This window comes from Paenibacillus guangzhouensis, from assembly GCF_009363075.1.
In the GTDB taxonomy this organism is placed as follows: Bacteria; Bacillota; Bacilli; order Paenibacillales; family Paenibacillaceae; genus Paenibacillus_K; species Paenibacillus_K guangzhouensis.
In genome coordinates this window covers 468,805-488,258 of sequence record NZ_CP045293.1, presented here as the reverse complement: position 1 = coordinate 488,258, position 19,454 = coordinate 468,805, and the positions used below count along the sequence as shown (strand labels likewise).

Below are 19,454 nucleotides of genomic sequence, written 5' to 3'. Positions count from 1 at the left end.
CTTCAAGTATCACTCCAACCTGCATCATAACCAGAAGGTTTTTGGGCGTGTCTACTCAAGGGGGATCATACCAACCCGCCTTAGCTTTCTCGAGAACGCAAACAGACGCCGAATTATCGGCGCCTGATCGTTGCTAAATGAATAGAAAAGAATTCTTATGACTCGTAGGGCTTAAGCCGTGTCGCGCGAACTATCCCGTTCGCTAACACGGGTGCAATTCTTGCTGCGCCGGGCAGCAGCTGCGCAATGGCCGGCTTACGAATGAGCCATTGCATGAAGCCCCCCCATCGTAAGGGACCTGCGAACTCGCGGTGGATCGATCCCGTAAATTGTCGCTCCCAATCCGAAAGGGACAGATTCCCTCGCAGGTAGTCGTCCGCGAGCGGTGCGCACAACGCAGCGGATCGCAGCGCCATGGACATCCCGTCGCCGCAGAGCGGCGCGATCATGGCAGCGGCATCGCCGATGCGAGGGAGCATGTCCCATGAAGCGGGCTTACGCTGGAGATGCACCGGCGCAATAGCCGCTTGCGTTCCTGCGATGGGCACGGCGGCGGCAAGGCGCTGTTCCAGCTTCCGGTTACGCTCTGCGGCTGCCTCCAGAATGGACAGCACCGACTTGCCTGCCTTAGCGAACTCGTTCCGATCAAGCAGCGCTGCTGCATTCACTTTGCCATCCTCAATCGGACATAGTCCTAAATAGCCGCCGCGAAAAAAATACATTTCTATGACCGGCTCCATTGTTAGCCCGGTATAATGGGATTTCACCCCGATGTATGCATCATTCGTCGATGTCTTCGGACGCTCCGCACCGAGGGCAACTCGTCCATTCGCTCCCCAAGCCGTGATGACGGCGCGGGCATGGATTTGACTTACCTCGGATCCTTGCCTCATGCGGACCCTGTAGCCTTTCCCTGTCCCACTTAGCTCAACTTGTGTTACCGTTGTCGCCATATGCAGATGAGCACCAGCCCGCTGTGCGGCAAGATGAAGCGCTTCGTCCATCGCATACCGGCTGAGCCCCCAGGCCTCGCCAGGGATCGGCAGCTCGATCTCGCCGCCGTGCTCGAAGATCAATCGAGCGCGCGCGATGCGCTGCGGCCGAAGTGACGCCACCGTGTCGTTTAAGCCGAAGGCCTGCAGCGTACTTCGCGATTCTGGTGACAAGAATTCCCCGCATACTTTATGGCGTGGAAAGGTCTTACGATCGATCAACACCGTCTCCCATCCTCGATCCGAGAGCGCCTTAGCCATGCAGCTTCCCGCGATCCCTCCGCCAAGCACGGCGGCATCCACAATACGTTCCATCCGCTTCAGCTCCATCCCTGCAGTATCAGATTCGGCTTGCCGATCACGACTGCGTATCGGAATAATGGTCTCCATGAATACTTCATCTGTATCATCCCCGTTGCCTGTTTGAGACGCATCCAATCCTGCGAACGGAAGCCTTTGGCAACGGACAGCGGTCCGTCGTTCCGAATATACCGATTGGAAGATATCAACCTTGTCGCAAGCCATACGGCCGAGTAGGCTACCCAGTGCCGATGGATATCGTTCACGACCACGCCGAGCCGCGCTCCGCGCAGCATGCTGGCGATCACATGCGGCAGCTCTTCCTCCGCGAAATGATGCAGCAGCTGCGTTCCTGTGACGATGTCCGCGCTCCCTTCCGGCAGCGTGAACAAATCGCCTCGCATCACCTGAACACGCGGCTCATCTCGAAAGTAATGGCGCGCTTCGGCGCATGCCTCTTCCGTGATGTCGACGAGCGTAATCGTCAGATCGACGCCTTGCAGCGATGCCCATTGCAGCACGTGCCGGTTCACGTCGCCCGAACCCGCTCCGACATCCGTGATCCTGAGCCGGTTCGGCTTGCCCGCCGCCCGCCACAGCCGCTTCACACCGTAGAGCGTCGGGGCGGCGGCGGCGAACAGCTGGTTCAGCAGGCGAAGCTCACGCAGCGCTTCATGCAGCTCCTCTCCGCCGGTAGAGAAATCGTCCATGAGCTCCGCTGCCGAAGCTCTTCGCCGAAGCTTAAGAAACATATTGCGCATCCTTCACATGATGTTCGGTCGGAACTGGAGACGCAGCATACGTAATCTGAATCATCTCCGCCGTCAGACCGGGACCGAAGGCGAGAGCTAGACCGGAGGCACGCGCTGTTCCTTGATCGGACAGCTGTTCCCTCATCTTCTGCAAGACGAACAATATCGTCGCAGAAGAGACATTGCCGACGTCCCGCAGGACGCTAAGACTTGGCGAGACTTGCGCGTCCGACAGACCGTACCTTGCCTGGAGCACTTCAATAATCCCTTTCCCTCCCGGATGGATGGCCCACAATTCCGTTTTCGCGTCGCCGATCAGGCGCTCTACCTCCGCAGGCACATACTCCCCGATCAATCTCGGGATATTCGGCGAGAGGTACAGGTCGAACCCGTGATTCCCGACCTCCCAGATCATCTCTTCGGCGCCCCCCGGCAATAGAACCGTGCGGTCATCTCCAAGCTGATAGACGTGCTGATGCTGCGGTCCTGCCACACCCACGACGCAAGCTGACGCGCCATCGCCGAAGAAGGAAGCGCCGAACAGCGCGTCCCGATCCCCAGAAGGCTGTATATGAAGCGTGCACAATTCCACGCATACGACTAAGACGTTCGCCTTCGAGTACCCGGTTACGAGTTGCTTGGATAGGAGAATCGCCTTCATCCCAGCAGCGCATCCGATGAAGGTAAGGGGGATTCGCATCACCGAAGGAGCAAGCCCGAGCTCGCGAACCAGCGCCGCATCCATGCCCGGGAGGAATTGTCCGGTGCAGCTCACAGTGATTAGATGTGTGATCCGATCGGCCTCCATCTTCGCATCCGTTAGCGCCTGTCTTGCAGCAGATATGGCGAGGGGTACGGATGCGTTCTTATAGACCGCCATCCGTTCTGCCGTGGAAGGCACATCCGTGCGATCCTCTCTCGGCAGATAACGGCATGCCGAAGCTTCGTTCAGCAGATCCGGTTCGCAGGTGTAGCGCGTCTCGACGCCGCATTGTTTGAATATTCTTCTAGCCCAGCGGGCCGAATCGGGGTTATGGCTCAGCGCATCGACGATCCGCCTTGCCGTATCTGCTTGATCCATACGATAAGGGGGCAATGCTGTGCCAATCCCTGTGATCGCGATATTTGGCGTAGAAGCTGCCATAGATAGATACCTCCTCAATGTCACGTTAACGGCTTCTACAACAACTTTGCGTAATTTCCCAGTTTATTCCTAGGGCCGTTCTCATCAGCTTACCCATCTTTCGAACATGACAAAACCCAGCCCGTTATGGACTGGGTTTATAGAGCTAAAGCATTGGGAGTGTATAGCTGAACATCAGCGTTTTTTTCTGGCAGTCACGATCGGCTGATAATAACCTGATTCTGGCGGCATATGCCACTCGATATCAACGAATCCAACCGCGCTTAACACCTGGCTTAATTCGTCCCGCATTAACGCTCTATATTTAGTTTTGACATGCTTTGTGATCCATTCCCCATTTATCTCCTGCATCATAAAATGATTTGTTGTATAGGTAACGAAATCTTCCGCCCAATCCCATACTTGAAAAACAATTCGCCTACCCTCATTGAAAACGCTCGGAACGGTGCCGCTCTGTTTATCTTTTACCAGTTCATCGTAATTCCTCATCGTGAGGAGAAGGACACCTTCGTTGTTCATTTTTGAATACAAATTGCGAGCAGCTAAATATAGATCCTCATCCGTCAAAAGGTGTGGGATAGCATTATCCGCTGAAAGTACGACGTCAAATTCTCCTGAAATATCCTTTTCCAATGAGCGAAAATCAGCAACGCCAAAATGGATTGCTACACCGAAAGCTTCGGCCTCTTTTTTGGCACGATCTACTGCAGCTGGACTAATATCCGTAGCCGTTACCCGAAATCCGTTGTTTGCTAATCCGATTGCCTGTGTACCTATGCCGCAGGAACAATCCAAAAGTGTCACTTCCTTGTGCGGATCCGCTAGTTTTGAACGGATTAATCTGCTTAATACTTCTCCTTGATTTGAAATCGCCCTATTCCAATCATGAAAAATGAGATGGTAATCATCGGCAAGGTCATCGTAAAACGCTATAACAGATTCCTTCAACACATACACCCCATTATTTTTTACGACTCTTTGGAGCAAATCATAATGATATTGCCATCTGGATCTTTGACCGTGAAGAACGCCAACGCCTCACCATACCTTTCGATGTCGGTAAAGACCGATACGCCATTCAATTCCAAATAGGCTTTGGCGGCATCAGCATCATGCGTAAGCAGCATAAAGAGGGTTTCGTAGTCATCTCCTTGCTTAAATCGGTTGTTATCCAGCAGCACGCCGGCCCCGCTCTTCGTCTTCAAGTTATAAATAGAATCCTCATGCCCCGATTCGCCTTCTTGGTAAGGAAGCCCGAGCACTGTACTATGAAATCGAATCGCTCGATTCATGTTTGTTATATTTAAAAAAATTCCACCGATTTCGTTCAAGATGGGACTAGGCGTGTCATCCAATCGTTCGATGACCTCAGAGACATAATCAGATTGCGTAACCATGATCGAGTTGCCGTCCGGATCGTTAAACCTTAAAAAGGCTAATCCTGAATGCGGCCGCTCTATCGGATATATCGGTTGTACACCTTGATTATCCAAGAAACGGTACGATTCCTCGATGTCGGAGGTCTTGTACATGAATCTTACATGCGGCGAATCCGGCTCGTTGCTTCTGTTGTCATCCAAGATGATTCCGGTTCCCCCATGAAGCATGAACCAATACACATTACCTCCGTTTAATCGTTCTTCCAATAAGGGTAGTCCCATCACCATGCTATACCACTCGGCAGAACGGCGAAGATCGGATACATGAACAAATGCGCTTTCCACAACATTATCAATTGGGCTTTTGACGAGTTCCATGCTTTTCTCTCCTTTTAGCTCATTCTTTTCACCTGTTATCCATGTCTTCTTGATGATCATTATACCAGAGGAATTTGTTCCCATTATATTAAAAATTATTAAATAATAAAGACTTCCAGTTAACTAGAAGCTATGAATGATTGAACGATTATTTTGTTACAAACCTTTGAATAAAATCTGAAAAACAATCAATATTTTGGAAGTTTTTCTGAAAGCGAGAATATGACATGAAATGAGAGGATTCGTCAGATAAGTGGCATTGTATACGGTTACTTCCTTTTTAGTTATGTTTTACATAAATATACAGATTAGGGTAATTTGGTATGTAACATCGATGGACTATAGCAATAAGAAAAGTAGGTATAAATGAAGATAATGTAAAGGAGTGAGCAGCTTGTACTATTTTTTATTTGTCTCCACCATGGTTTTCCTTGGGTTTCAGCTTTTGTATACGGTCATCCCCCTATTATTCAGCAAAGTACAAGAGCTTAAAGCAGATTTGACCGAGAAATCCATCTCAGTTCTCGTCCCTGCGTACAACGAAGAGCTAACGATTGGGAATTGTATTGATGCCATGCAAGGCCTCCTTTACGAAAACCTCGAAATTCTGATCATCAACGACGGTTCGAAGGACAGCACCTTCGCCAGACTGGATTCGTTATTAGACTTGCATCTTGATCAACGAACAGCAGATAACCAACTGACATACAACGCGATTAAGGGAATATATCGGTCACAGAATTACCCCCATATCTATGTCATTGATAAGCTGAACGGCGGCAAAGCCGATTCGCTGAATGCGGGCATAGATTGCGCACGGGGAGAAATTGTCGTGACGCTCGATGCCGATAGCATGCTTGAGATGCATTCAATGAAGTACGTGAATCAATACTTTCACGATCCTGAGGTGATCGCGCTGGGAGGTACCGTGAAGATTGTTCAAGGCGCAGAGAAGCAGGATGGCATCATTATTGAGAAATTCAAAGGCAAAGGATTAGTTAAAAGTCAGATCATTAGCTATATCCATAGCTTTTATGTCCGTAAGCTGACGCAGTCCTTCTTCAATTCGATCGTGGTGATATCCGGTGCCTTTGGCGCATTTTACAAGGACATTCTCGTTCAAGTGAACGGGTTCCGGAGTACGGTCGGAGAAGATATCGACATCACGCTCAAAATCCATCAATACATCAAGGCGAACCAATTGAAAAAAAAGCTGGTCTATGCCCCGGAAGCGGTATGCTATACGGAATGCCCCGAAAATATCCGGAATTTTTACAAGCAGCGTATTCGCTGGCAGAAGGCTTTTGTAGATTGCATCTTGATCTATTGGTCCAAATTATCGCAGAAATTCAGTATCGGCGTCAGTTTATTTTTTGCAATCGACGGTTTTATCTTAGGAACCCTTACCGCGTTTACAACAATTTTTTATGTCGTTCACGCCCTGTTTATCGGAGATAACTTACTTAGGGCATTCACCCTGCTTGCTGTAACCTTGGGTATTAATGCCGTTCAGATCGTCATCGCTCTATACCTATGCAACAAATTCCATAGCCATTATTCATTGAAAGATTACGTGAAAATGTTCTTGTTCAGTCAGCTCGAACTCTTAACATACCGCAACCTGCTGTTGTATATCAATATTGTCGGTACGTTGAAATATTTTGACAACGATGAAGGCTGGGGATTCGTTGAACGTAAAGGCGTCGCTGCCATCAGTCGGAATATGACAGCTCGTTCTCAATAATCTGCTCAGGAGGCCATTATGAACAGTGTTTTTAAGAATAATCGGATCGTATATATTGATTTGCTACGCATTTTATCCATCCTTGCCGTCATCATACTTCATATTACAGCAGACCTGCTCACACGGACGAATGATTTTAACACAACCTCCTGGTGGGTCAGCAACATATTCAATTCCATATCCCGCTTCGCAGTTCCCGTATTCTTCATGATTAGCGGCGCGATGATGCTGCGTATAGAGATCAAGTCTTACAAGGATTTTTATATAAAAAGGGTCTTGCCCTTGCTCATCCCGCTGCTGAGCTGGTCCTTGATTTATGGCTGGTACAACCAGTATTACATCTTAAAAAGCAATATGGGCGTGGGTGATTTTTTGCTCGATTTCGGTTATAGACTGCTGGTTGATCGCAATTATGTGCATTTATGGTTCCTCTATGCCATCATCGCCATCTATTCGACAGTTCCCCTGATCACGAAGTTGGTTAAGAGCTGCACCGAGAAGGATATTCGGTATTATCTCCTCCTGTGGTTTATCGTTAGTGTCATCTACCGTTTTATCTCCGATGTCATCTTCCGCTGGACCAATCACTATATCGATATTTCCATTATGAATATCCCGATGTTTATGGGCTTTCTCGGGTACTTTATCCTTGGGTATTATGTATACAATTATGAACTGCCTAGCCAATGGAAAAATATATTATTTAATCTAGGCGTTATCTCGTTCTTCCTTACACCGATCTTGACGTACTTCGCTTCGATACATAGCGGGATATTGGACGAGATGTTCTACGGCAACTATTCCATCACGACCTTCTTCATGGCCATGGCGATGTTTATTTATTTCAAGGAACAAGAAACGTCACTCCACGAAAAAACCAACTATAAAATTAAGAAAATCATTAGCTCCATCTCCAAAGCAAGCTTTAGCATATACTTGATCCATCTGCTTGTAGGACTCTCGATCTCGCAACGCATCGATTTTGATGCAACGCTATTTGAGTCGCTCCTTAATCTGCTCTTCAACATCGTTACGATTTTCGCTATAAGTTATATCGCGGTAAAGGTATTGAACTTAAATCGCTGGGTTACGCATGTATTATTTGGCGGAAGAGGGTAATGGGCCATGAAAATTAGTATTTACTCCAAAGCATTTATCGCCCTTCTACTCATTGGGATGGGAATTTATTATTTTCAGATCGTACATGCGGAAGAGCGTAAAATCACCTCAGTATACATTGAAGCTTGGCGTGACCCGAAAGACATCGATCTAACGAAAAAAAAGGTGGATATCGCCTTCATCGCCTTTGCGAAAATTGACGGGACCAACTTGTATTTCCACAAAGATGCCGGCACCAATCAACAAATCCTTGAGAACATTAAGACACTAAAGGAAAACAACAAAGGAACCAAAATGGTGCTGGCCGTCGGCGGATATGGCGTGGATGGATTCTCTGACGCGACAATGGATGGCAATCGGTATCAATTCACAGAAAATATCATCCAGATGGTGAAGGAGCTGGACTTGGACGGGGTTGATATTGATTGGGAATACCCTGCCTTCGACGCATGGGGGACGCAAAAAGCGCGAGCGATAGATACCCAGAACTTTACTAGCCTCATGAGAGAATTAAGAGAAAAATTGAATCGTCTCCCGCACAAAAACAAATCGTATTTATTGACATTTGCCTCAGGCACTCAAGATTGGTATTTCAAAAAGGTAGAGGTAAAAGAAGTAGAAAAATATGTGGATTACATTAATGTAATGACCTATGATATGACGGGCAGATGGTCCAATACAACGGGGTACAATTCAAACCTGTATTCCGACCAACACAAGAGGTCAAAGATAAGTATAGACAGCGTCATCAACCAGTATCTTGCACATCAGATTGACAGCAGCAAATTACTGCTTGGTATCCCTGCCTATTCCTATGGTTGGAAGGGTGTCAAAGGAAATGCCAACGGGGCCTTTACTTCGGGCCAGCCTGTAGATATCGAGAAGGTAGATTTGAGTTATAAGACGATCGTGAAGAAGTATTTGAATCAAAATGGTTTTAAGCGTTACTATGACGAGCAAGCCAAAGCGGCTTATTTGTACAATGGTGACATGTATATTAGTTATGAAGACCCGGAAGCCTTGGAGGCAAAAGTCAAATACATCAAGGAGAAGGATCTTGGCGGTGCTATGGTATGGGAATATAGTCAGGATGCGGAAGATGGCATCGTGAAATATTTGTCCGCCCATCTCAATCCAGAAGAGTAGTCAGAAAAAACGAGGAGCGGCTGCCACAGGCAAGCTGCTCCTCGTTCCGTTCAACGCATGCTCCACTTCGGATAAGCCGATTTGTTTGATCACTTTTTATGCGGCAAATAGGTCGGCATCTTCACTTGTTTGATCAGCAAAACGCCGTCGAAATGCCGTCTTAACTCCAGTGGCATCGGCATCATCACCTGATAAGAGGCTATCATCCGTTCGAACATCCACGAATTTCCCCGTTCATTTTCCCGATAGCGTAAATCCATGAAAGTATATGGCTGTCCGGCTGCCGTCAAAATATCTTCCATAGATCCCGGGATCATCGGATCGAGTTGAACCGGTTCTCTCGTATTCTCAGCGAATTGGCCTTGTCCCGTAAATAGCCCCATCACGTAACTCTCCCGCTTCAGTTCTTCCGGCATAAGTTCTCCCATACTCTTCGGCATATTAGAAATCAGAGACTGTGCTTTACTGATATGTCCATTATGTCCCCACACGATGATTCTCTCTTCCGGATAAACTTTTGTCGCCAGCCATGCCAGATTGCTTGCCAAAGCACGATCGCGCCATTCCATCATGGGCTGAGTGCCACTGTAGTCCCCTTGTTCTGTTAATATATTGGATTGGATGCAGAGCTCATTATACTCTTGAATAACCCTGATGCGATCCTCTAGCGCTCGCTTCATCAATTTAACGATATGCGGCTCATCGGGATAGTCCATCTTCAATGCATTTTCATTCTTCGTCACGACCTGTAATAGCTCCTCATACACCTTAATCAGCTCTGGCTTGACCTTGCGGAATCCGCTGAGATCCTTGCTCATTCTCCACTTACGAACATCTTGCTCCGCTTGCAGCGCTCTATCCTTCAGCCCTTTGCTTGGAATCCATTTCGCATCTTGAAATAGCGGGGATTGCACCTGAATATCGAAGCCCGCCAGTCGCAAAGGCGATTCGCTCTTATGCGTCTCCTTCATGTACTCGAACAGCGGCTTTGTCTCTTCCGTCCACCATACCCCAAATATGGAACGCCTCATCGTCTCCTGGGTCGCCATTTTCTTTATCTGTCCTTGTGCAAGGGCAGCATCACCCAAACCACTCTCAAAGGCAACCATGTTATATCCTAGCGTTTGGTGCAAATATTGAATGAGGCGCGTTTTGACGAGGTTAAATTCGGCCACGCCATGTGAATTTTCTCCTAAATATACAATTCGCTTGTCAGCGAGCAAGGGGATCAGCATGTCGAGATCGCTAAATTTGTCCTGCGCAATGGATCCTCCGTTCGCAGACCATGATTCCGGTTGGATCGTATGTAAGGCATAAGCATGATCTGCGACCCAACGCTTCCAATCCGATACAGCGGTCTGATACGATCTTGCTGTTTTGGCTTCCGGTCCTTGTCCTAATGCACCATTCTTGGGCTGGGACGAAGTTCCCTCCGCTGCTTCCCCATATGCAGTCTTTATCGGAATAACAGCAGATGTCATCGAGGCACTAAGCATGATCAACGTAAGCGGCATGCACAAAAAGCGACGCAAACCAAAGGTATTTGTGTTCCATCTCATTGAATCTAACTCCTCACCAAAAAGTAATTTACGTTCTTTTTCAAGAATACATAAATTGCACCCTACCTTTTTGATCATTATTGCTATCTTCATGCGAACCCAATATTATTGATGATGTTGATTACCGTGTGTTTTATCAAAGCAGGAAAAAAAGCAATATATATCAAATAAGCAGCGGTTCCCTTCTGTTATTTTATTCCTAAGGGGGTTATCCATTGAGCTACAGTCCGATCATCCAAGAGTCTATTGCCTTTATCGAAACACATTTGCACGAAGAACTGTCGCTAGAGCGCATGGCTAAGTTTGCAGGGTTTTCAAAGTTTCATTACCATCGGGTTTTTCAGCAAGAGGTTGGCGTGACCGTATCGGAATATATCCGATTTCGGAGAATTGCAGATTCGTCCAACATGTTACTGTACACGGATGAGAAGATTATAGATATTGCCATCTATTATCACTTTGAAAGCCAAGAATCCTTCACCCGTTCGTTTAAGAAATACTATCAACTACCGCCAGGGCAGTATCGCAAAATCATGGGCAAATTAACAATGCAAAGGGAGGTAATGAAAATGAAAAATGAACAATTATTAAAAGGGTGGCAGTTAAGCGGGACTCACCCCTTCAATTATCAGATGGGAATTGACCGGGAAACTTTCCATCAAGGGAAGGCGTCCGGATATTTAAAGTCGGTTACCGTGGTCCAGACGGAAGGCGAATTTGCAACGATGATGCAGCAATTCAAAGCGGACAAATATATGGGCAAACGATTAAAACTCTCAGGGTTTATCAAAACAAAGGCCGTGAGCGGATTTTGCGGGTTCTGGATGCGAATCGACGATGCGCTACATGATATTCTGCAATTCGATAACATGAGCGACCGCCCCATTATTGGAGATACGGGGTGGAACCATTACAGCATCGTGCTGGATGTGCCGGAGAACAGTGCCGTGATTGCTTTTGGGGTGCTGCTGTCCGGAAGCGGGCAGGTCTGGATTGATGGGCTTCAATTCGAGGAAGTGGATACCAAGGTGCCTACGACGAATATTGATTTTATGTGTGAACTTCTAGACGAGCCTATGAATTTATCATTTGAGGAGTAGCAGAGAAATATGTTCGTGGGCTTGGTCTAGCTTGCACAGGACAAGAAGTAAAGTTTACAATATGTTCCAACGCACACCATGCCGATACCGGTCATAAAAGAGACAAGGTCATCATCACTACTACTGTGATCATATCATTCGCACGTCCCGCAAACATCCGCCAAAGATAGGTAATCTAAGGAGGTTCATAATGTTGAGGAAGCGTACAAATTCAAGTAGAAGGTCTGCAGTAATGACTGGGGTGTTATTACTAGTTGGGTTGGTTACAGGGATATTTAGTGTTGTCCCTGTGATAGATGGAGCAGACTATCTCGTTAAGGCTGCTACGAATGAAAATCAGGTGATGCTAGGCGCATTTTTCCAGTTGTTGATGGTCGCTGCCTATGTTGGTATTCCTATTTCGATGTATTCGACATTAAGTAAGCATCATAAAGGTGCAGCTCTTGGATCTGTTGCTTTCGGCATCATGGCGGGCGTGTTCATTATTATGGGTGTCATCATACTTCTGTTACTATTGACATTAAGTCATGAATTTGCAAAAGCCGGATCTCTGAATGAATCGTATTTTCAGACCCTGGGTGGATTGTTGCGGGAAGGACGCGATTTGGTGAACCATGTGGCAACGACACTGACCTTCGTACTCGCTATGTTATTGTTTAACTGCCTATTTTACCAAACTAGACTAGTTCCACGTTGGTTGTCCGCTTTGGGACTTATTGGATCTGCAATGTCCATAGTGGCAAGCTTATTATTTATGATTCGCGTCATTGGTCTAGATACCACTTACATGGTGTTGAACATTCCGATCGCCTTGCAACAATTGGTTTTGGCGGTATGGCTAATCGTGAAGGGATTTAACCAGGTTACCCTGCAAAAGCAATCGTTATAGCAAAAAAAGCCGCAACGACGCGGCTTTTAATCTATTCTGCTCTACCCCATGTTCTAAGCTATTTCTTCAAGTAACTATCAACAAATTTATCCAAAAAGGAAAACAAAAGATTATTCATTGCGGTGTAATCGTTGTTCCGTAATTCTTCTGGTCGCTGAACAAAACGTTTGTCCTGGTCTCCGGCCAACTCTTCTTCCGAATGTGCAATCAACAGCTCGATCAGCTCAGAAGTGAACTCCATGTGACATTGAAACCCATACACAAATTCTTGGTATCTTACGATTTGCCTTGGACAACCTTCGCTGTAGGCAACCACTTGGCTTCGTGCTGTTAACCCCGGCATATCGTTATGCCAATGTCCTACGACACAGGTATCACCAAAATGAGAAAAGAACTCTATTTTATTTCCTTCCTCTGTCAATGTGATCGGAAAACAACCTATCTCTTTTTCAAGATTATGCTCACATCTCGCCCCCAGCGCCTCCCCGATGAGTTGAGCGCCCAAACAAACGCCTAATACAGCCTTATCGGATTCCACACACTCCTGAATTAGGGCCATTTCCAAAGCTGCATTAAAGTGTGGACACATTTCAATGGTTGTGCTTGGGGATTGCGGCCCACCCATGACAATTAATAAATCAATTTCCTCAATCGAACGAGGAAGCTGCTCACCTTGATAGACCCTTGAATAACTAACGCGATGTCCTTTGGCTTCAGCCCATGTAAGAAAAGCCCCGGGTCCTTCGAAAACTTCATGAATAACAAAATGGATGTGCATATAAGGAGCTCCTTTTCAACTTTTTCTAAGTCTATCAATGATTTGACTGTAAGGAACGATCCAAAAATAGTTTTTTGAACAATCCATTGGTCCGGGACCGAACATGTTCTCTATTTAGAGCTTCCACTCCCCATATGGATTCCTAACGCCAGAGACGACTCTTGGATCGCCTCTAAAACTCGGATAAATACATGATCTGGATAATACAAGACATATCTAGGTGACCAGAACAAATGTAGAAGCAATCTCTTCGCATGACAAATCTGGTCGATTTCATCTAAAGGAACAGAAACATGTAATTGATTCTTCAATAATTGTTTATATAAAGTAATGTATTCGTTAGCTGAAAGGGGATTGCCGTATAATTCCGCTCTCGCTAAGAAGTTTCCAACATCCTCAGCCCCAGCCCCTGCTTTAGGTGACTGCCAATCGACGATCATAACCTCTTTTTTCTCATCCAATAAACAGTTTTCCATATGAAAGTCGCCATGTATTAATGTACTAGGGTGCCCCGCCTGGAAGCTTTCGAGCAGCTCCAAATTTCTCATCAGTTGCATGATGTTATCCTTACATGTAATTGCGAATTCGTCTAGATTTTTTATAGAGTAAACATGCCCCCATGCTTCAATTGACTTCGCCACTTCATCTTGTTGATATTCAAACTTTGGTTGAAATGTTGCTTCCCCTGTGATTCGATAAATTTCTTGATCTTTTCCCCAAAACATAGCATGCAATTTAGATATTTGAGTCAATGATTGGATTATTAAATGATGTCCCCACTCACTTGGATGCGGTGTTTGTTGATATGAGCGCATTAGCAGACCAATCCCAAAAGATGAGTCCTCGAATTCTGCAACAACAGTTGGAGATTGAATATTGATCTGTGATGCCCCGTACTTGTAAAACCTTCTCTCCCGCTGGGCATTTCTATACAATTCTACTCCAGCGTCCGACGAAGTATATTTCAAAATCATTTTTCTATCCTGGAGAAAAAGTTCTGCAACCATGGCACCGCTTCCTCCGTGTACCATTTTGAGTATAGGAACCGATTTCTCCTTGATCCCTAATCTTTCAAAACATTCATTGATTAGCTTTTCTTCATGTGACTTAAAAACCAAACGCAATCTTCCTTCCATTTACAGGATAACTTCGACAACAACTTGATAATTATTATATACAACATCGAGTATATCTGGGTTAAAAACGTGCATGACCACATTCGGATATTCAGCACGAAAGGGACGCATACATGCGTCCCTTTTTGCTATAAGTTATAATCCTGCTCATCAGCTATGACAATATTTCGATATATCCATCCGTTCCATGCACGCGAATGCGTTGCCCATCTTGAATCCGTTTGGTCGCATTCTCCACACCAACAACGGCTGGTAACCCATATTCGCGCGCGATAACGGCTCCATGGGTCATCAATCCACCCACTTCGGTGACCAGGCCTTTGATAGATACGAACAGAGGCGTCCAGCTAGGGTCCGTAAAGGCTGTGACTAATATATCGCCATCTTCGAGATCAGCATCTTCCATGTTTAAGATGACACGTGCTCGGCCCTCGATTACGCCGGAGGACACAGGCAGACCGACGATCGCGTCAGCGGGGAGATTTTCACGTTTGTACTCCCCTGCGCTGATTTCGCCATCAGATGTGATAACACGTGGCGGCGTTAATTTTTCATACCATTTGTAGTCGTCTTTTCGTTTGCTGATAATCCGGAAATCCAGTTGATGTGTGCGTACGACTTCATGAAGTTCTTCAAACGTGAGATAGAATATATCTTCTTTTTCATGAATCACACCCGCTTCTACAAGTTGTTCGGCTTCTTTCAGTAATGCCTGCTTATAGACGAAGTAGCGATTCACCATGCCGTATTTGGGATATTCTCGATACCCGATGAAATTCCGGACGAGGTCGATCATTCGTTTTGTTTCTTTAGCTTTTTGCTCCCCATCCGGCAATTGCTTCAATCGATCCAATAATTCTTGTTCTTTGTTCCAAGCTTCCTTCCGCCCTTGCTCAAATTTTCGATGGCTAGCCTGAGGCTCAAAGTTTTTGATGTTACCAAGAATCAACGGGACAAGTGTAATTGGATGTTCACTCCAACGCGTTCTAGTCAAATCGATTTCTCCGGCACATCGCATTCCGTATTTATCTAGATACGCTAAGATCGCGTCTTTGGCCTTCTGTCCCCCATCCAACTGTACCAGTTCATCCCAGAAGATATCTTCTTTGACGTGTTGCAAATAATCTATGACTTCCGGGTAAGGTCGAATCACATCTGCGACATCCAGAAGCGCCAGCCCCATTTCCGAAGTAATATTGTTTGGTACAGATTGAGAGAGCGTATCTGCTGCGTTTTTTTCACCTAACCACTCGTTCATTTTTTCATTGATCCATGTTGAAGCATTCATAGCAGCCATAAACACGGCCGAACTTTGCGGATCAAATAAGATCTTCTTTAATTGCTGGATATCTTCTAGAATAAAATCAAATAAATCCGTTCCGGATTTTGTTTGGATGGTTTGCTTCAACGCCTCGATCGATGTCTGACTACGCTTAATCAAATCAGAAACGATGGATGGATTGTTTTCGAATTGTGCCAACATATCTGTATTGCCTCTAGTGGGACTCGGTGCTTTATTATCATTTGGCACTGATTTTATATAATCTCCACGCCCAATGATGTTCATAAGTGCGTCTTTCATAAGCGGATCGTGTTGCCCCATAGCATTTAATAAATTGTTTCTACTGATAGGTGAAGCCAGTTGAGGTGTAACATCAACAAACAACCTGCCGCCAGCTTTACGCATAGGCGCTGGAGTCGTTAATAGGAAAAAAGACAGTCCCAGCGGTCTCATCGGGTCCGTCATCATTTGTTGATGACCGACGGATACGTATACGTGATTTTCTTGATCATTCGCTTCAGGGATCGGGTATAACGTCGTGATCGGCCGGCTCTGAACAATGTAAAAAGTATCCTGGTCCAGACACCATTCAATATCTTGCGGGCAACCAAAATAAGCTTCGATTCGTCTTCCGATGTGTGCCAGTTGTAAAATTTGTTGTTCCGTAAGGGTTTGACTCTGCTGCTGATCCGGATCGAGCTGCTTTGTTCCCGTTCCGCCTTCGGTCCGTCCATAGATGGCTAGTTTTTTGGTTGCGATCCGCTTATCGACGATTTCCTCATTCTGAACTTTATAATGATCGGCCGATACCAAGCCAGAGACCAGTGCTTCTCCAAGTCCATAACTGGCATCGATGGAGAGTACCTTCCGGTTCGAGGTCATAGGATCGGCGGTGAACATGATCCCCGAAGCCTGCGGGAACACCATCCGTTGAACGATAACGGACAAATATACTTGGCGGTGATCAAATCCATTCTGCATACGGTAGATGACCGCACGATCCGTAAAGAGGGAAGCCCAACATTTGCTAATATGCTGCAGAATGGCTTCTTGGCCGATGATATTTAAATAGGTATCTTGTTGACCTGCAAAAGAGGCATGGGGTAAATCTTCAGCTGTCGCACTAGAGCGCACTGCATAAGCGTGATCCTCGCCATACTGGGAGAGATAATGAGTAACGGCTTTGACAACATCGGAAGGAATTTCGGTCTCCATAAGGATCTGACGAATCTTCCCGCTGATTTCACCAATTTGATCTCGATCTTCTGCTTTTAGCATGGTTAGTCGATTGAGCAAAGCATGATACGTTTCGTTTTGTTCGATGGCTTGTTGATATCCAGCGGTTGTCACACAAAATCCTTCGGGTACTTGGATGCCTTCAATCTTGGATAATTCCCCTAAATTCAAACCTTTTCCGCCAACGAGCAAAAGCTGCGCTTGATCCATTTCCTGAAAACCGAGAACTAGAGAACCCATTCCACATCTCTCCTAACCAATAAATTGAGAAAAAACATTTGACAAGAGTTTACCGGCATGGTACACTTAAGATGTAAGATAAGATATTTGTGTCTACATAACTCAAGTCAGACGTATTCCGATTATATCATCGTATCTGTTTATATGCAATATCAAAGAACCTGATCAAACGCTCAGGTTCTTTTTTTCGATTTCACACTACACAATAAAAAGGTACAATCTCTTCTTTTTCATGAGATTGTACCTTTGTTTCTGTACGAAATTATAATTGTACCGGTTGGCCTTGCTGCAGCGATTCATAACCCGCGAGCGCGACATGCGCGGAGCGGAGGCCGTCTTCGCCGGAGATCGGTACAGGTTTATCGTGGATTAGCGCATCGACGAAATCCTGGATGAGATAGGCGTCCATATTGTCGCCCCAGAATTCCCACGTACCTTTCCCGTTAACATTGCTGAACAGCTCGTTCTTCTGTGCGAATCCATCGACGGAGATGACGCCTTTGGTACCGATGATCTCCATCGTCACATCGCCCCATGTCGGGAAAGTCGCATTCCTCGACCAGCTCGTATCCAACACGCCAAAAACGCCGTTCTCGAATTTCACATGGATCATGCCGGCATCCTCGACCTCGATGTTCTCATGGAACAACGGCGCCGCGTAAGCATACACTTCCTTCACCTCGCTGCCGATGATCCAATTCATGAGGTCCATCACATGAACCGTATGGTCGAGCAGGGCTCCACCGCCCGATAGCGCCGGATCAACGAACCAGCCGCCAGGGAAGCTTCCTCGATTCGTTCCTTTCACCGCGATCACATCGCCGATCTCGCCGCGTTCAACCGCGCGTTTCGCTTGGACAACGGCTGCCAAGTAACGGCAGGGAAAAGCTGTCATCAGCTGCACGCCATTGTCGCGGCAAGCTGTGATCATCGCTTCCATGCTCTCCTTCGTAATCCCGAGCGGTTTCTCGCAGAGAACATGCTTGCCGCGTTCGGCCGCAGCGATCGTCATCTCAGCATGGTACACATTCTCCGAACAAATCACGACCGCATCAATATCCGTATCCAGCAGCTGCCGGTAATCTTCGTAGTAAGGCAATTGATGCGCTTGCACTAGACGCTCTACGCGGCTTGGTACCGGATCTGCAATACCTGCCACTTCCACTTCAGGCAGCGCATGCAGCGAATTGAAATATGAGAATGCATGACCATGCGCAAAACTAATCATCCCGATTTTCAGTTTCTTCATGTTTCATTCCTCCTTATCGTTGTACCAAGGGTAGACGAACCACTTGACCTGTCTCTGCGCTCTCGCGTGCAGCGAGTGCCAATTCCAAGGCTTTATAAGCATCTCTTGCCGTCACGATCGGTTCCGAGCCCGTACGGATACAATCGATGAAGTGAACCAGTTCCAGCTCATACGGACTATGGAAGCCCGGACTCTCCGGCACCGTCACAAATGCACTGGCTTCAGATGCCGAAGGTGCTTTATGAATCTGCAGCGAGCTGCTCTTCAAGCTGTTCGCCTGCACGATGCCTTCGCTGCCAGCGATTTCCGCCTTCGTCTGGAATGGCCCCGGGAAGCCCCAGTTCCCTTCCACATTGGCCACGGCTCCGCTCTCGAATTGCAGTGTAACGAGGGCATAGTCCATCAGGTCTCCTCTACGGTTAAGCGCATACACGGTTGTGACTTCACCAAGCGACCAACGAAGGAAATCCAGATCATGGATCATCAAATCGACGATCACGCCGCCGCTCTGATCCAGCTCGTTATACCACGCTTTGGTCGCCCCGGGATGACCGCCGATGCGGCTGGCATGCGCGACGCCAGCTCGACCTAATTTCCCCTCGTCCATCGCTTGTTTCATGTTGACATAGTCTGGGAAGAACCGGACGACATGTCCGACGAACAGGCGAACGCCGTTCTCTTCGCAGCACTGAATCATGTCTTCCGCATCCTCAAGACGAAGCGCGATCGGCTTCTCGCTGATCACATGCTTACCCGCCTTAGCCGCACGAATCGTATATTCTTTATGCAAATTGCTAGGAAGCGCAATGCTGATCACATCAAATTCAGCTTGCTCCAGCATATCCTCAAATGATCCGTAAGCTACAGACCCTGTCATACGGGCTGCATCGTCGGCCAGATCTTGCACGATATCACAGACGCCTGTCAATTCCACATCGCGCATGTTTGCATATATGCTGGCATGTATCCGTCCTAATCCACCGCAACCTAATACAGCTACTTTCATCGCTACTTCCCCTCCAATTGGATAT

At 46.8% G+C, this 19,454-nt stretch carries 16 protein-coding genes; 5 read left to right on the top strand and 11 right to left on the bottom strand.

Going from position 1 to position 19,454, the window contains the following annotated elements; all coding sequences use genetic code 11:
• Positions 1-155 precede the first annotated feature (155 nt).
• The 5 genes from GCU39_RS02180 to GCU39_RS02160 all read right to left on the bottom strand — a co-directional run bounded on the left by GCU39_RS02180 (position 156) and on the right by GCU39_RS02160 (position 4,945).
• Positions 156-1,382, bottom strand: a complete 1,227-nt coding sequence (locus GCU39_RS02180; protein WP_227793416.1) for an NAD(P)/FAD-dependent oxidoreductase — start codon at positions 1,380-1,382, stop codon at positions 156-158.
• A complete protein-coding gene (locus GCU39_RS02175; RefSeq protein WP_152392003.1) occupies positions 1,313-2,044 on the bottom strand; it encodes a methyltransferase domain-containing protein in 732 nt (243 codons plus the stop codon). Before GCU39_RS02175 ends, GCU39_RS02180 begins: the two co-directional genes overlap by 70 nt.
• Positions 2,034-3,188: a type III polyketide synthase gene (locus GCU39_RS02170; protein ID WP_152392002.1), complete on the bottom strand. Its 1,155-nt coding sequence runs from the start codon at positions 3,186-3,188 to the stop codon at positions 2,034-2,036. Before GCU39_RS02170 ends, GCU39_RS02175 begins: the two co-directional genes overlap by 11 nt.
• Before the next feature lie 174 nt (positions 3,189-3,362).
• Positions 3,363-4,136, bottom strand: a complete 774-nt coding sequence (locus tag GCU39_RS02165) for a class I SAM-dependent methyltransferase (protein ID WP_152392001.1) — start codon at positions 4,134-4,136, stop codon at positions 3,363-3,365.
• A 20-nt stretch (positions 4,137-4,156) separates the two neighbouring features.
• Positions 4,157-4,945: a VOC family protein gene (locus tag GCU39_RS02160; protein WP_193726730.1), complete on the bottom strand. Its 789-nt coding sequence runs from the start codon at positions 4,943-4,945 to the stop codon at positions 4,157-4,159.
• Positions 4,946-5,339: 394 nt separating this feature from the next.
• Between GCU39_RS02160 and GCU39_RS02155 the strand changes: the two genes are divergently transcribed.
• From GCU39_RS02155 to GCU39_RS02145, 3 genes are read left to right on the top strand one after another with little or no spacing between them, the layout of a single operon-like run.
• Entirely contained in the window at positions 5,340-6,689 is a 1,350-nt protein-coding gene (locus tag GCU39_RS02155) for a glycosyltransferase family 2 protein (protein WP_152391999.1), read from the top strand.
• Positions 6,690-6,707: 18 nt separating this feature from the next.
• Positions 6,708-7,808, top strand: coding sequence for an acyltransferase (locus GCU39_RS02150; protein ID WP_152391998.1), 1,101 nt, complete (start codon positions 6,708-6,710; stop codon positions 7,806-7,808).
• Between the two features lie 6 nt (positions 7,809-7,814).
• Entirely contained in the window at positions 7,815-8,954 is a 1,140-nt protein-coding gene (locus GCU39_RS02145) for a glycoside hydrolase family 18 protein (protein WP_152391997.1), read from the top strand.
• Positions 8,955-9,043: 89 nt separating this feature from the next.
• Here the strand turns inward: GCU39_RS02145 and GCU39_RS02140 are convergent, their stop codons facing one another.
• Positions 9,044-10,513, bottom strand: coding sequence for an erythromycin esterase family protein (locus GCU39_RS02140; RefSeq protein WP_227793415.1), 1,470 nt, complete (start codon positions 10,511-10,513; stop codon positions 9,044-9,046).
• Between the two features lie 215 nt (positions 10,514-10,728).
• Between GCU39_RS02140 and GCU39_RS02135 the strand changes: the two genes are divergently transcribed.
• Together GCU39_RS02135 and GCU39_RS02130 are read left to right on the top strand one after the other, a co-directional pair.
• Positions 10,729-11,613 carry a helix-turn-helix transcriptional regulator gene (locus tag GCU39_RS02135; RefSeq protein WP_152391996.1) on the top strand — a complete coding sequence of 295 codons (885 nt, stop codon included), beginning with the start codon at positions 10,729-10,731 and terminating at the stop codon, positions 11,611-11,613.
• Positions 11,614-11,803: 190 nt separating this feature from the next.
• Positions 11,804-12,502, top strand: coding sequence for a DUF4386 domain-containing protein (locus GCU39_RS02130; RefSeq protein WP_152391995.1), 699 nt, complete (start codon positions 11,804-11,806; stop codon positions 12,500-12,502).
• A gap of 58 nt (positions 12,503-12,560) precedes the next feature.
• Here GCU39_RS02130 and GCU39_RS02125 read toward each other — a convergent pair whose 3' ends face one another.
• The 5 genes from GCU39_RS02125 to GCU39_RS02105 form a co-directional block, all read right to left on the bottom strand.
• Positions 12,561-13,280, bottom strand: a complete 720-nt coding sequence (locus GCU39_RS02125; RefSeq protein ID WP_152391994.1) for a type 1 glutamine amidotransferase — start codon at positions 13,278-13,280, stop codon at positions 12,561-12,563.
• A gap of 110 nt (positions 13,281-13,390) precedes the next feature.
• A complete protein-coding gene (locus GCU39_RS02120) occupies positions 13,391-14,416 on the bottom strand; it encodes a phosphotransferase (RefSeq protein ID WP_152391993.1) in 1,026 nt (341 codons plus the stop codon).
• Positions 14,417-14,570: 154 nt separating this feature from the next.
• On the bottom strand, positions 14,571-17,174 hold the full coding sequence (ppsA, locus tag GCU39_RS02115; protein ID WP_152391992.1) for a phosphoenolpyruvate synthase: 2,604 nt from the start codon (positions 17,172-17,174) through the stop codon (positions 14,571-14,573).
• Positions 17,175-17,436: 262 nt separating this feature from the next.
• Positions 17,437-18,423, bottom strand: coding sequence for a Gfo/Idh/MocA family protein (locus GCU39_RS02110; RefSeq protein ID WP_152391991.1), 987 nt, complete (start codon positions 18,421-18,423; stop codon positions 17,437-17,439).
• Positions 18,424-18,436: 13 nt separating this feature from the next.
• Complete coding sequence (locus tag GCU39_RS02105) at positions 18,437-19,429, bottom strand: Gfo/Idh/MocA family protein (protein ID WP_152391990.1); 993 nt, start codon at positions 19,427-19,429, stop codon at positions 18,437-18,439.
• Positions 19,430-19,454: the final 25 nt, after the last annotated feature.